This is a genomic window from Flavobacterium enshiense (assembly GCF_040750275.1).
GTDB lineage: Bacteria > Bacteroidota > Bacteroidia > Flavobacteriales > Flavobacteriaceae > Flavobacterium > Flavobacterium enshiense_B.
Map to the genome: position 1 here is coordinate 343,279 of NZ_JBDOCV010000004.1, position 13,112 is coordinate 356,390.

The 13,112-nt window shown below is 37.3% G+C and carries 12 protein-coding genes; all 12 read right to left on the reverse strand.

Annotated features, from left to right (window positions below):
• The 12 genes from ABGT15_RS08230 to ABGT15_RS08285 all read right to left on the reverse strand — a co-directional run bounded on the left by ABGT15_RS08230 (position 1) and on the right by ABGT15_RS08285 (position 13,110).
• Positions 1-1,365, reverse strand: a complete 1,365-nt coding sequence (locus ABGT15_RS08230) for an O-antigen ligase family protein (RefSeq protein WP_367230945.1) — start codon at positions 1,363-1,365, stop codon at positions 1-3.
• Positions 1,366-1,367: 2 nt separating this feature from the next.
• On the reverse strand, positions 1,368-2,435 hold the full coding sequence (locus ABGT15_RS08235; protein WP_367230946.1) for a glycosyltransferase: 1,068 nt from the start codon (positions 2,433-2,435) through the stop codon (positions 1,368-1,370).
• 20 nt (positions 2,436-2,455) lie between these two features.
• On the reverse strand, positions 2,456-3,577 hold the full coding sequence (locus ABGT15_RS08240) for a glycosyltransferase (RefSeq protein WP_367230947.1): 1,122 nt from the start codon (positions 3,575-3,577) through the stop codon (positions 2,456-2,458).
• Complete coding sequence (locus tag ABGT15_RS08245; RefSeq protein WP_367230948.1) at positions 3,577-4,131, reverse strand: serine O-acetyltransferase; 555 nt, start codon at positions 4,129-4,131, stop codon at positions 3,577-3,579. The genes ABGT15_RS08240 and ABGT15_RS08245 overlap by 1 nt, the downstream gene beginning before the upstream one ends.
• Positions 4,132-4,150: 19 nt before the next feature.
• On the reverse strand, positions 4,151-4,960 hold the full coding sequence (locus ABGT15_RS08250) for a class I SAM-dependent methyltransferase (RefSeq protein ID WP_367230949.1): 810 nt from the start codon (positions 4,958-4,960) through the stop codon (positions 4,151-4,153).
• Between the two features lie 24 nt (positions 4,961-4,984).
• A complete protein-coding gene (locus ABGT15_RS08255) occupies positions 4,985-6,139 on the reverse strand; it encodes a glycosyltransferase family 4 protein (RefSeq protein WP_367230950.1) in 1,155 nt (384 codons plus the stop codon).
• Positions 6,140-6,144: 5 nt separating this feature from the next.
• Positions 6,145-7,521 (reverse strand): CDP-glycerol glycerophosphotransferase family protein, encoded by a 1,377-nt coding sequence (locus tag ABGT15_RS08260; protein WP_367230951.1) that lies wholly within the window; start codon positions 7,519-7,521, stop codon positions 6,145-6,147.
• Between the two features lie 25 nt (positions 7,522-7,546).
• Positions 7,547-8,779, reverse strand: coding sequence for a hypothetical protein (locus tag ABGT15_RS08265; protein ID WP_367230952.1), 1,233 nt, complete (start codon positions 8,777-8,779; stop codon positions 7,547-7,549).
• Positions 8,776-9,885 (reverse strand): dTDP-4-amino-4,6-dideoxygalactose transaminase, encoded by a 1,110-nt coding sequence (gene rffA, locus ABGT15_RS08270; RefSeq protein WP_367230953.1) that lies wholly within the window; start codon positions 9,883-9,885, stop codon positions 8,776-8,778. Before rffA ends, ABGT15_RS08265 begins: the two co-directional genes overlap by 4 nt.
• 184 nt (positions 9,886-10,069) lie before the next feature.
• Positions 10,070-10,963, reverse strand: coding sequence for a hypothetical protein (locus tag ABGT15_RS08275; RefSeq protein ID WP_367230954.1), 894 nt, complete (start codon positions 10,961-10,963; stop codon positions 10,070-10,072).
• Complete coding sequence (locus ABGT15_RS08280; protein WP_367230955.1) at positions 10,963-12,390, reverse strand: MBOAT family O-acyltransferase; 1,428 nt, start codon at positions 12,388-12,390, stop codon at positions 10,963-10,965. The genes ABGT15_RS08275 and ABGT15_RS08280 overlap by 1 nt, the downstream gene beginning before the upstream one ends.
• 18 nt (positions 12,391-12,408) lie before the next feature.
• Positions 12,409-13,110: a cytidylyltransferase domain-containing protein gene (locus ABGT15_RS08285; RefSeq protein ID WP_367230956.1), complete on the reverse strand. Its 702-nt coding sequence runs from the start codon at positions 13,108-13,110 to the stop codon at positions 12,409-12,411.
• Between the last annotated feature and the right edge of the window lie 2 nt (positions 13,111-13,112).

Below are 13,112 nucleotides of genomic sequence, written 5' to 3' on the forward strand. Positions count from 1 at the left end.
TTAAACCCCTTCCCCGAGAGCTTGTTCCCTATGTACAACAGGTTTTTCAAGAGCATAAACTTTTAAAAGGGTTAAGGCGTAGATAAAGGCGGGCGCTGCTGTCCGCATGGCGGCGTGGTTTAACGTAAGAAGCCAGAAAACATAAAAGGAAAGCATATAAATATGCATGCGGTTGTCCAGATACAAAACAAAGGGTACAATTAGAAGAATGATAAAACCCACCAATCCAAAACTACCGTGTTCGGCCAGCATACGCGTAATTTCATTGTGAGAAGCAGCCTGAATACCGGTCTGCTCTTCACGGAATTCTCTGTTTTTACCTACTCCGATACCAAAAACAGGATTTTCAAAAAACATTTTCAACTCAGATTCCATAAGATCCTCTCTTCCGGACAACTGACTTTCTTTTTTATTACCATGAACTCCTTCATTAGCATACCTGCGTTCAATTAATCCACTCGTTTGCGATGAACTGTAAACCCAAACACCCGACAACAAAACCAATCCCAAAACCAGCATTTGTATGATTCTCAACTTACCACGTTGTTTCATAAAGATGAAAAGCAGCCCCATTAAAAGAAGAATCATCAAAGCAGCTGTCATCATCCCGCCACGGGAAAAAGTAACAATCCCCCTAAAAGTCATAAAAGTACAGATGGCCAGATTCAAAATTAAAACTGACCTTGACTTTGACAACAAAACAATTCTACTAAAAAAAATAAAAACCCCAAGACCTAAAATAGTGGCTACTTGGTTTGGTCCAAATCCGCCTGAAGTTTCATGATTCGATTGGGTATCAACAACAACGTCTTTAATACTTGGGTTAAACAAAAACACGTATGTTAATATACATAAAATCGGAAGCGCGAGTGCGAACAACACATTATTAAGTTCTTCAAGGGTAATCCGTCTTCGGTGACAATAGATAGCCGCAAAACCTAAACAAAGAGGTCCAGAAAGGTTAAACATGATGGCTTTCCGCATATCGGTTTCAAAATTTAAAGTCTCGGTAGCCACATAAACCGCCGGCAACAAAAAAAGGAGATAAATCCAAAAAGGTGTACTCCCCTTAGAGATACCGCTGTAAACCATACCGAGAATCATAAAAAGGATAACGGAGTATTTCGTTAACTCGTGAAAAGGATTTCCACCGGTCATCCTTAAAAAAACCTCACTCCCTACTAAATAAGCAGCCACATAAAGCACTTCATTATTTCTGTTCTTACGCTGTACAACATAATACAAACCGGCACCTAAAATCAGGAAACTGTAAATTTTAGACAGAAAAGGGATCAGATATACAAGAACTCCTATCCCTATATGTATAAATAATAAAGAAATATATGTCAGCTTTCCTTTTTCCAAAATCAGTTAATTAAGTTCAAATAAGTCGCAATTACGGATTGTTGCGAAAATTTTTCTCCGACTGACTTATAAAGTGAGTCTCCAAATTTTTCCCGCAAGGCTTCGTTTTTTGCCAAAACTAACAATTTTCCACTTAATTGTTCCGCATTCAAAGGGTTAAAAAGAAAGCCGTCTTCGGAATCTGTAATAACTTCCGGACAATAACCAACATTTGAAGCGACAACCGCTAATTTCGAAAGCCCATATTCAAGCAATGTTACCGGAAACCCTTCATAGGTTGAAGACAAAACACCAATAGAAGCCTGACTAAGAATATGGTACACATCCGATTTACTGTCTAAAATAAAAACACTATCCGTTAACCCGTATTGACGAATTATTTCTTTGACTTTTCCTGAATAATCATCGAAGTTATCTTTCCCTACAAGGTGTAAAGTCCAGCCTTCCGCAGCCAATTTTGTTGCATGAAAAGCCGCTATTAAAGTAACATGGTTTTTAGGATGCCGCAAATTGGCTAAGCATACAATTCGCTTTTCCGGATTACCTTGTAAGATTGTGGCTTTTTCTTCCTTTCCGTTATTACGTGTAAAATTAGGGAGATAGGCTATTTTTTTACTATGAAGATTTTTCTCAGCCCACGTTTGCAATTCCCTGTTTACCGTAATTACAGCATTGAACAGATAGGAACAAATGGCAAGCAAAGTATTTTCACGCATTTTTATTTTTACCCGATTGCCATTATGATCGTGCCAAACCAGTTTTATCTTAGGGTACAAAATTTTAAGCAACGATGCTATAAAAAAAGAACTGCCATGCGCATGAATCCATTCAATTTGGTGCTTTTTTACAAATTGCAGCAATGCTTTTATCGATTGTACATCGATTGTTTTTTTTCGTTGCAGAAAAAGGTAAGGTACTTTATCCGAAAGTTCGTTTTTAAGCACACCTTCCTTTCGGGTAACAACCATAGCAGACAAGGCAATCGTTTCCGAAAGTGCATTGGCGTAATTAACCGCCATGCGTTCGGCTCCTCCTGCATCCAGACTGTCAATAAGTTGTAGTATTCGCATTGGTACTGTTTTTAATATCTTTAGCGGAAAGCGAGTAATTGTTTTATTGCTGCTTCAAAAGCATCTAAGGTATAATTCCGCGACCATGCCATTGCTTTTTCCGATTTTAAAACATAATCAGCTTCCGAAGCAATGCATTGGGAAACTTTGTTAACATCCTGATCCAAATCCAGAGTAAGTAAAAGCCCTCTTTCCTCTTCGTTCAACATGGTAGGAACACAGGAAACTTTGGTGGCAATCGGGACACATCCCCAAAACATCCCTTCGGCAAGAACCTTAGGCCAACCTTCGCTTTTAGATGGCAATAGTACAAAGTGGCTCTCTTTATAGACTGCTTTTATAGTCTGTGAATTTTGATTTCCTTTTAAGCAAACAACTTTCTCCAGCTGGTGTTTCTTAATGTAATCGCTAAGTACTTCCCGCTCGTTTCCTTCACCATACATATCGAGTTTTACGTTATGGCCTTTTTTCCTTAATTCCTCAACCAATTGAACGGCATACAAAGGTCTTTTTCCTTCCGACAATGTTCCGACAAAAATCATTTTTATTTCCTTATCCAACAACCTTCTCTGTATCAATTCCTTATCCGATTCATGATAGGTAGCTGTAAAAAAAGGCTTTATGTTTCTTGAACTTCCTTCCCACTCACCGTAAACAAGAACCTGCATGTTTTTTGTTAAAAAAGTATTGGACAAGATCCATTTCTGAATGCGGTAACTCGAGGGTTGTTTTGCTTTCGGATCCCAATTGCCCGCATATTTTGCCGTTTTAGGCTTATTCGGAAATAATATTTGAACAATACAACCTAACAGGCCTACATTACCGGGACAACGCAGGTGAATGTGATCCGCTTTTTGCATGGCTTTGATCATTATTACCAAATTAACCACAATAGCAAAAACACTTTTCAAAACCTCTGAAAAAGAAGTCATACTGAACTCTTTCAAACGAATTGGCGCTTGGATATCAAAGGGAACTTCTGAAATCAATAATCCTCGATCCGTTTCCCATATTGGGCAACAAAACTGAACGTCATCGGCATATTTTGCCCATAGAGCCATCTCTTTAACATAAGGGCTATACGCTTTCCATCCTTCTGCCGATGGTATTAAAGGGGCTCCTGATATAACTAACAACTTCATTATATATACCCTTCTGAACCTTTATTCGAAACAACAGCAGCCGGAACTCCTAAAACCACATTGTTTTCTTGTACATCACTGGTAACCAGAGAACAGGCACCAACAACAACGTTGTTCCCTATAGTAATTTTACCGGCAACAACTGCATTAGCTCCAATATAAACGTTATTGCCAATTACAGGCACTCCTCTTCTTTCTCCTAAACCGGACACTCCTATGGTTACTCCTTGTGAAACATTACAATTATCCCCTATATGGGTTTTGGCGTTAAAAATTATACCTCCAAAATGTCCAATATAAAAAGAGCGTCCAATAGTTGCTGACGCAGGAATAGATATCCCGGTTATGGTTTCAATCAATTTCTGCCATATCAGGCACAATAAAAGTAAAAATTGCCGAATTACCGGAATTTTCACCTTTCTGTAAATAAAATTGGCTGTCCTGTATTGAAAAATAGCCCAAAAACCTTGGGTAAAAAAAACGATGGAAATAAAATTCCCTCCGTATTTCTTATATTTTTTATAGTCGGATTGCAACAATTGTAAAGAAGTCATTTTCGATATTGTACCTAAACTATTTTTTTTGCATCACCATAGTCAGCTGCATACAGCTAAACAAATGACTGTCGGAAGTAGTCGATGCTTCCCAGTCTTGTTTATGCCATTTCTTACCAATAGCCTGCTTTTTCTCTTCCGATATAGGCAACAGATTAATCAGGAAATACCACTTAGCCTTTCCTAACACCCCATGACGCTCAATCACATGGAAAGTGTTGTGAAATTTATAATAGGTTTTTTTGGTAAACGGCCATTCCCAGTCTTTATCCGACTGAAACGGACGATAAATGGTTCGTATGATTTTTATCGGCAGACTGGTTTCCAAAGGATCATAACTTACGATGATTCCGCCCGGTGCTAATTTTTCATTTAGTTTGGCAATTAAAACATCCGGATTCTGAAAATGGTGCAACACACCATAAGCATAAATCACATCAAAATCTTTATCCGGAAAATCGGTTTCGGAAAGAAAATCGGCAGCTACGGCTTTTGCTGTTGGAATATGTTTCAAACGTTCATTCAGCTTCGCTATCGCAATATCACTCAAATCCAACCCGATAAACTCCTTACTGTTTTCTGCCAGATACATCGTAAGATTGTTTCCGGAAAAACAACCTAAATCGAGTACTTTTTTGTCTTTCAAATCGCCAAACCATTCTTTATGCAAATCATAAGACTGATTCAAAACGCCAATATCCCGGCGAATTTGTTTTAAGGTTTTCTCCCTTACAAACGACCAGATTCGGGTAGGCAGGTTTTTCTTTTTATGGTTGTAAAACTCTTTTTGTTTTTTATTTATTTCAATGATTTCCGCTTCCGTCTTCATAACTGCTTTTATTTGCTGCTAAAGTTATATTTTTTTATTTATCAGTGATGCATAAAATTCAATATTCCGATGTAATAATTCGGTAATTGAAAATTTTGCTTTTACCTCGCTTTCAGCATTCCTCGCTATTTCAGTTGCTTTCAGCCTATTTTCAAAAACCCAGTTAATTTTTTCGGTAATATCATTCGGATCATAAGGATTACACAACAATCCCGTTTCACCATGTCTAATGATTTCAGGCCCTGGCCCCTCTTTGGTAAAGATCACAGGTTTACCCACAGCCATAGCTTCCGGCGCCACCAGCCCTAAAGTTTCCATATGCGACGGAAAAACACAAACCTCTGCCATAGCATATTTTACAGGAATGGTTTCATAAGCCACTACTCCATGGAAGTGTACCGATGCAGCATACCCATTCAGGTTTGGTAATTCTTTTTCCTTGAGCATTTGTATATAGGAACTGCCGTCCGGAAACAACCAGTCCCTCCCGTAAATTTCGAGACTTGCATCGGGAAACTTTTCCTTTACCTTCGGAAAAGCCTGAATTAATTGTCGAATGCCTTTTTTTTCGCAAACTGTTCCCGCAAACGCAATCTGAAAAGGTACGACGGTTACTTCCTTAGGCGAAAAAAGCACCGTATCGATAGGATTTGAGATATAAGCTATCGGTTTATTATGATACGAAAGATATTTTTCGGTATGGGTTTTCACATAATGGGATACTGCAATAAAAGCATCCGCTTTTTTGAATGACCTTTTCTCCTGAAAACCTTTCCAGAAATTAATGCCTCTGTTTTCGGCCTCTGCAAAAAAATGATGTCCTCCATGAAGTCTGATTACATACTTTATCCCTTTTATTTTGGGAATGAAAGCCAATCCTAATTCTGCGGTTTCAACAATATCTATAGGATTTTGGTCGTGAATTACCCTTATCTTTTCAGCTACTGCTTTGGAATTAAACCACCAGGACAATCCTTTTGTCTTATCTTTCTTTAACCGATAAATAGAAACTCCTGACGCTTCTGTTTCTTCATCCAATGCGGTATAATTAATCCCCACTACACTAACTTTTACGCCTTGACTCACCAATGCAGTAGCCATCGTTTTAACAAAACTGCCAAAACCGCCGTGAGGAAATCCTTGTTTAGGGTATTCGTGTGTGATGAAACAGATGTGCATTATATTTATTCTAATTTCAGTTGTTCTCTAATCTTTTTAGAAGCATTCTTGTAATCGGAGAGAATCACATCCTTCCACTGATTCATTGCTATACTGTTAAATGGTGCGCGTATTCTGTCACATATGTCATCCGGACTATTCAACCAGACAACTGCATCTTTTGATGGCATACTTCTAAAATGCTGATATTGGTATATTGTTTCTACCGACCAGTTTTCCTCTTTTTTGGATTTTTGATCATAATTGATAAAAATACAAGGCTTCTCAAACATTGCAAAATCAAAAGCCATAGTAGAACCTACATTCACTACCACGTCTGAATAAAAAGCAGTACTAACCAAGAGAGCAACGTCTTTCTGCGATGGATAAACCATACTCCAATCTTTGGCGTTTTTAAAAAGCCAGAGTGGTGCAGCTTCCTTTATTATTGTTTTATGTTTCTTGAGAACTTCATCAAATCGTCCAGACAAATCAACGGGGCAGCGACGCAACAGAATCTGATAATCATTCTCAAGCCCTGATGCAATTAATGCTTCGGCGATATCATTAAGATATTTAGGATCATCGGGTGACGTTTTTACATCGTCTCCGGAATAGCAAATGATCTTTTTGTTACTATCCAAACCATAGCTTTGAAAGAACACGTCTTTATCGATAATATACTCTTCAGACTGATAACACTGAAACTGTGGAGTACCTGTTACATGAACTTTAGAAGATGGTATTTCGGGATAATACAACTTCATTTCTTCTTTCATATAATCAGACCAAACCAAATAATTATCAGCCCGTAATGCCAATCTTGCTTTTGGAAGATTGTCCCAAGAATAAATGACTGTAGTGGTTTCTATACCTAATTCCTGAGCAGCGGCAAAAACTGTAGCGCATTGCAATCCGCGTTGATGAGAGCAAAATATTTTTTCCGGTTGCTCCTGCTTCAGAATAGTTTTCACTTCCTCATAAAAAGGGTTTTTACGAATGGCTTTCTGATACTTTTTCTCTAATTTTAAAATAGTGTTGTACTTCTTAAAAAACGGAGCAAGTGCTTCAATGCTGCTGTAAAATGCTTTTTTGGAAAACGTTTTGTGCGCTTTTTTCCAACTCGTTAATATACTTTGATTATTGGTTTGACGCACATTATAATGCAACCGGGACAGCGAAATTAATTCTCTCAAAAATTTTTCCTGCAGCGATTCCTGATATTTGGGAACAGCGATGGCTTTCTGTATCTGAACCATCTCTTTTACGGACGCAACTGTTTCGTTATCAAAATTATGAAACAGCACTAAGTCCTGATGATTGGCATTAAAAACATCTGTATAAAGATAATTTCGTATTCCAACCCCATCCGGAAACAAAAGAAAAATTTTATTTTTTGGCATTACAAAGTTTTTAAAATTTCAACTATTACAAAATGTCAATTATTTTCTTTGAAAGGTTAAAACAACCGTAAAAAGAAAAAACAATCAAAATTACATAGTTCAACAAAAGTATTTTATTCGGAATCCGATTATCTCTTTGCAATGTACTGTAATATAAAATATTCAGGACAAAAACAGGTGCCAGCCATCGTAATTCTACAAATGAAATTATAATTAGTGAAAAAACGGCTATCATAACCCACATTGATAATGGGAGAAGCATGCCTTCAACATCGGCTCTTCGTTTCTTAATAATGGCCTTACCAACAAAAAAAAGCGGAACGATTAAAATCAATCCTAATTGTCTGAAACTATAAAAAACAGTAAACGAAAAATCCTTAAAAAATTCAACCACTGTCAATTTAACATCAAACAGCAAACCTTCTAACGTGCTCTTGGGCAATGAATTATTGCCGTTTTTTTTCAGATATTCATCGGTTTGCTCCCATGTAGGGTGATTATAATTAGGCAACTCTCCTTTGTTCACCATCAACTGCGCTAAATATTGTCGTTGCGCCCAAGTTGCATGAATATGAGCCGGAGGTGATTTCAAATCATATGATAATTTTCCATTAACAGTTAGAGAAGGAAAATTTAAAGCTATAAACAGCAAAAGGACACCAAAAGGATATAAATAATTTACCCCTGAAAAACCACGATTGCGACTTATCAGATAAAAGCAAAACATAAGAACCGGAAAATACACAAACACCAACTCTCTGGTGAAAAAAGCAACAAACAATGCTGAGAAGGCAAGCGTACCGTTCCAGCTTTTGTTATTCTGAAGAGTATTCACTTCATTAACAAAGACAATCAAACTGATGAAGAACAAAGTATCATTTGTGCCTGAAAAAAAATAGCCTACGGTACTTACAAAAAAAAGAAGGTAGAGATGAAACGAAAGCTTCTCTTTCTGCTTATAAAAATAAACAAACATCAAGACTGTAAGAACAACATTAGCTATTCGCAAAGCGACATAATCCGGTAAAAAAAAAGAAAACGGATACGAAAAAAGTAGATAGGGAATCGAAATGTTTTTCTCAATGGCCGCTATCCATCCATGATTTTTCACAAAAGCCAAATCATTTATAAACAACAATTCATCACCGGCACCTCCGTTTTTCCCTAAAAAATAAAATGCAGATATCCCGAAATAAACCAATACGGTAAAAAGAAAAACTCTTTCTACCATCTTAACATCTTGCAACCATTTCATCATAATTCAATAATTTTTGAGGCCACCAAATCCACATCTAATTCATAAAACATGGGCAAGCGCACCAATCGATCGGTAAATGCATCACTGTTTAACAAACTCCTACCATCATGTTTCATTTCATAATAAGGACTGGAATGCAGGCTTATGTAATGAAAAACAGAGAGGATACTATTATCTTTTAAATGCTTAATAAGTCTTGTTCTTTGTTCTAAAGATTCACAAACCAGATAAAACATATGCGCATTTTTTGTAGCATACTCCGGAACAATCGGAAGTTTTATACTATTTTTTTTGGCCCAGCGCTGTAAATGCTCATAGTAGTAATGCCAGTGTTCCAGCCTTTTTTTCTGAATATTTTCAAGGTTTTCTATCTGTGCCCATAGAAAAGCCGCAATAATTTCTGAAGGTAAAAAAGAAGATCCGGTATCTACCCATCCGTATTTGTTTACCTCTCCTCTGAAAAACTCGGCTCGGTTTGTTCCTTTTTCCCAAATAATTTCAGCTCTGTTTATAAATTGGTCATCATTTAGAGTTAACATTCCGCCTTCTCCGGCGATAATGTTTTTAGTTTCATGAAAGGAGAAAGCCGCCATATGACCAATAGAACCCAATGGTCTTCCTTTATAGTAGGAATCAATAGCCTGGGCCGCATCTTCAATAACCAGTAAATTATACTTTTCTGCCAAAGCCATTATCACATCCATATCGCAGGCAACACCCGCATAATGTACGGGAACGATAGCTTTCGTTTTAGGCGTAATAAGCGCTTCAAGCTTGGTAACATCAATATTGGGATTATCAGGCTCACTGTCTGCAAATACAATCTTTGCTCCTTGCCGTATAAAAGCTATCGCGGTTGATACGAAAGTATAACTCGGTACAATCACCTCGTCTCCAGGTTGAATGTTTGCCAATATGGCACACATTTCCAATGCATCGGTACAGGATGTGGTTAACAAAACTTTCTTAAAACCATACTTCTCTTCAAAAAAACGCTGGCATTTTTGGGTAAACATACCATTACCAGAAATTTTCCCGGATCGTACGGCTTCTTCTATATACTGGGCTTCTTTACCTGTTAGGTAGGGTTTGTTGAATGGAATCATTACTTAACTCTTAATCTGAATTTTTAAGGTAAAATACTCTGCTTTATATAAAACTCACAAAAGAAATGACCAATTTATCTTTATCCATTTTTTTAACTTCCAGATTATTTATTTGCGTAAATATAAACATTGGTAAACATCATTCATTTGTATAAATCTCCACAAAAAACTACTGTATCTGCTGCTAATTAAACTTTAAAACTAAATCTGTCAGTTCTGATGATGCTTTTTGTCTCCCTTTCTTATTTACATGGATGTTGTCATAAAACTCATCAGCTGCCAACAAACGGGAATGATCAATAAATTTCACTTCTTTCGGAAAGCCAAAATAATGAATTTCGGAATTATACATCGGTGATTGGTATAAAATAAGGGTTATATTTTGAGTTTTACAAAAAGCATATAATTTCTCAAAATAAGGATTCTTTAATTTTGAATGATATACCGTTGCCTGTGAACCGGCTTTTACTCCCGCCCCTGATTCCGGATAAAAATAATTTCCTTTCTCATCAAAGCGGTTTCTTTTTTCCGTTTTAACAACAGTCATTACAGACGGATAAAAAATTTCCGTATTGTAGTAACTCACACCAAACAAAGGAAAATAGCGGGATAAGGTCATCATCTTAAAAGCTCCCTTCTCCATTTCTTTATAGTAATTGTAAACGTAATCTTCCTTTACATTGGTAAGAAAACGGTAATCGTTATCGCTCATGGTGGGCACACTGTCTGCAACATCCCAAGGTGTAATGGTTAACACCAGGTTTTTTGTTTTCTTCCCCTGGGCATAAAAATGCTGCAACATCACATAATGGGTACTCATGGACGTGTCATCAATACTGATGTTAAAGCCTTTCTTGCCTGTCAATGAATCAATTTGTTTGGTATCGAGTGTAGTCAAACCGGTACTGGATCCTAAAACTACATAATCAAAAGCAGTTTCCTTAACACCGTTCTCTACATACTGCGGCTTATACAAACAGGATTTCCCTAAAGAGTAAAGACTTAAAAAAGCAATACCATTTAAGATTGCAAAAGCAATAACTCCCCAAATTCCTATTTTAAATAAAAAACGCTTCATTAAAACTGAAAATAGATAAAACTCATCTGATTTTTAAACGATCCCATAAAGAAAATCATCAACAGCAGCACAAATATTGTAAATTTCGAAAGCTGTATTTCATAACTGCGGCTCTTCAAATTTCGCCATTCCGTTGCCAATAAAAAGAAAATGGAACTAAGGCAAATTGCTGTAAAAAGTGCATATTTCCCGTCTTTAAAAAACAGTTTAAGTGACAAATGACTAACATCAAACATTCCTGAAAGATATGCAAAGGCTTCCGTGACATTATCGGCTCTGAAAAACACCCACGCCAGACACACTACTAGAAAAGTCAAGATAATTTTAGGAATATCACGCAAAGTATAGGTTCCACCGGAAAGATTTTTTCTGTTGTTTTCCGTTAACAATAAAGGAATAAACAATAACGCATGCAGCAAGCCCCAAAGAATGAAAGTCCAGTTGGCTCCGTGCCAGAACCCGCTGACTAAAAAAATGATTAAGGTATTGCGCAAGCGCATGCTTCTTCCTCCCTGACTTCCTCCAAGCGGAATATACAAATAATCGCGAAACCAAGTGGAGAGTGAAATATGCCATCTCCGCCAGAAATCGGCAATATCTTTGGAAAAATAAGGGAAATTGAAATTCTTGAGCAATTCTATCCCAAACAGTTTGGAAGTACCGAGCGCAATATCAGAATAACCACTAAAATCACCATAAATCTGAAAGGCGAAGAAAACAGCGCCCAACCAAAGTTCCGGTGCCGAATAATTTCCGGAATTTTCAAACAGCTGATTGACAAAAAAGGCACAATTGTCTGCAATAACCACTTTTTTGAATAGCCCCCAAACAATCTGCTTAACACCTTGTATTGCCTGACTGTAATTAAACTGTCGCTGCTTTTTTATCTGCGGTAATAAATGCGTGGCACGTTCAATAGGCCCCGCTACCAACAACGGAAAATAACTCACAAATAAGGAATAATCTACGATGTTGCGCTCGGGTTCGATGCGGTTTTTATAAATGTCGATTACATACGACAAGCCGTGAAAAGTATAAAACGAAATCCCTACGGGCAGTATAACCTGCAACGTCCAGAAATTGGCCTGAAAACCAAATACTGACAACAAATCGGCAAACGATTCGACAAAGAAATTATAGTATTTAAAAACACCCAAAAAACCCACATTGATTCCGATACTCAGCCAAAACCAGAATTTCTTCAGCTTAGCACTTTGGGCGTCGTGCATTTTCAATCCGGTATAGTAATCCAAACCGGTGGAAAACATTAATAAAAACAGAAAACGCCAGTCCCAGCAAGCATAGAAGTAATAACTCGCCGCCAGCAACAGGATATTCTGCAACTTTAATGATTTCTTGTTTACCAGCCAGTAGAGGGCAAAAATTAAGGGTAAAAAGAATAAATATTGAATGGAGTTGAACAGCATTGTTAAATTTATAAACTTTTATAGTTTTCTTTTTTGTTTTGCAACAAACGACTCTGCCTTTTCCCAATCATAGGGAGTATCAATATTGATATAATGTTCCGGATTGCTTTCAACATAAGTAAGTGAAGTTCCATACAAAGAACCTTGCAAAATAACCTCAGATTTCGTGATGTACACCGCACCATCCCTATGGTAAGCCAAGGGCAAATCCTGTCTTCTTGAAATTAGTTTTTCATCTCCGGTAGCCACCTTTAAAAAACCGTTGGAATCGCTTTCAAAAGTCCAGTGTGGATTGTATTCATGCGGAACTGGAAGTACACTTACCAAAGCATCAGCTCCGGTGGTGATAAATTTTTCAATAGCCCTGTCAATTAAATCATCCTCACGAAAAGGACTTGTGGGCTGAAGCAGACACACCGCATCGAAATATTCACCTCTTGACTGATAAAATTTCAAGGTATGCTGAATCACCTCTAACGTTGGAGTAGTATCTAAAGCTAGTTCAGAGGGCCTTATAAATGGTATTTTTGCTCCGTATTCCTCGGCTATTGAAGCGATGGATTCACTGTCTGTAGTAACAATAACCTCAAACAATTTGCTACTTTTCTTTGCACTTTCAATAGAATAGGCTAAAAGTGGTTTATTCCCCAATAACTTTATATTTTTTCCAGGCACCCCTTTTGAGCCGCCTCTTGCCGGAATAACACCAAGAATCTTCATTA

Excerpts from the sequence above, each read along its gene's own strand:
- ABGT15_RS08255 (WP_367230950.1), bottom strand. The coding sequence starts at position 6,139 with ATGCACATCTGTTTCATCACACACGAATACCCTAAACAAGGATTTCCT.
- ABGT15_RS08285 (WP_367230956.1), bottom strand. The coding sequence starts at position 13,110 with ATGAAGATTCTTGGTGTTATTCCGGCAAGAGGCGGCTCAAAAGGGGTG.
- ABGT15_RS08245 (WP_367230948.1), bottom strand. The coding sequence starts at position 4,131 with ATGACTTCTTTACAATTGTTGCAATCCGACTATAAAAAATATAAGAAA.
- ABGT15_RS08280 (WP_367230955.1), bottom strand. The coding sequence starts at position 12,390 with ATGCTGTTCAACTCCATTCAATATTTATTCTTTTTACCCTTAATTTTT.
- ABGT15_RS08265 (WP_367230952.1), bottom strand. The coding sequence starts at position 8,779 with ATGATGAAATGGTTGCAAGATGTTAAGATGGTAGAAAGAGTTTTTCTT.
- ABGT15_RS08235 (WP_367230946.1), bottom strand. The coding sequence starts at position 2,435 with ATGCGAATACTACAACTTATTGACAGTCTGGATGCAGGAGGAGCCGAA.
- ABGT15_RS08275 (WP_367230954.1), bottom strand. The coding sequence starts at position 10,963 with ATGAAGCGTTTTTTATTTAAAATAGGAATTTGGGGAGTTATTGCTTTT.
- ABGT15_RS08250 (WP_367230949.1), bottom strand. The coding sequence starts at position 4,960 with ATGAAGACGGAAGCGGAAATCATTGAAATAAATAAAAAACAAAAAGAG.
- ABGT15_RS08260 (WP_367230951.1), bottom strand. The coding sequence starts at position 7,521 with ATGCCAAAAAATAAAATTTTTCTTTTGTTTCCGGATGGGGTTGGAATA.
- ABGT15_RS08240 (WP_367230947.1), bottom strand. The coding sequence starts at position 3,577 with ATGAAGTTGTTAGTTATATCAGGAGCCCCTTTAATACCATCGGCAGAA.
- rffA (WP_367230953.1), bottom strand. The coding sequence starts at position 9,885 with ATGATTCCATTCAACAAACCCTACCTAACAGGTAAAGAAGCCCAGTAT.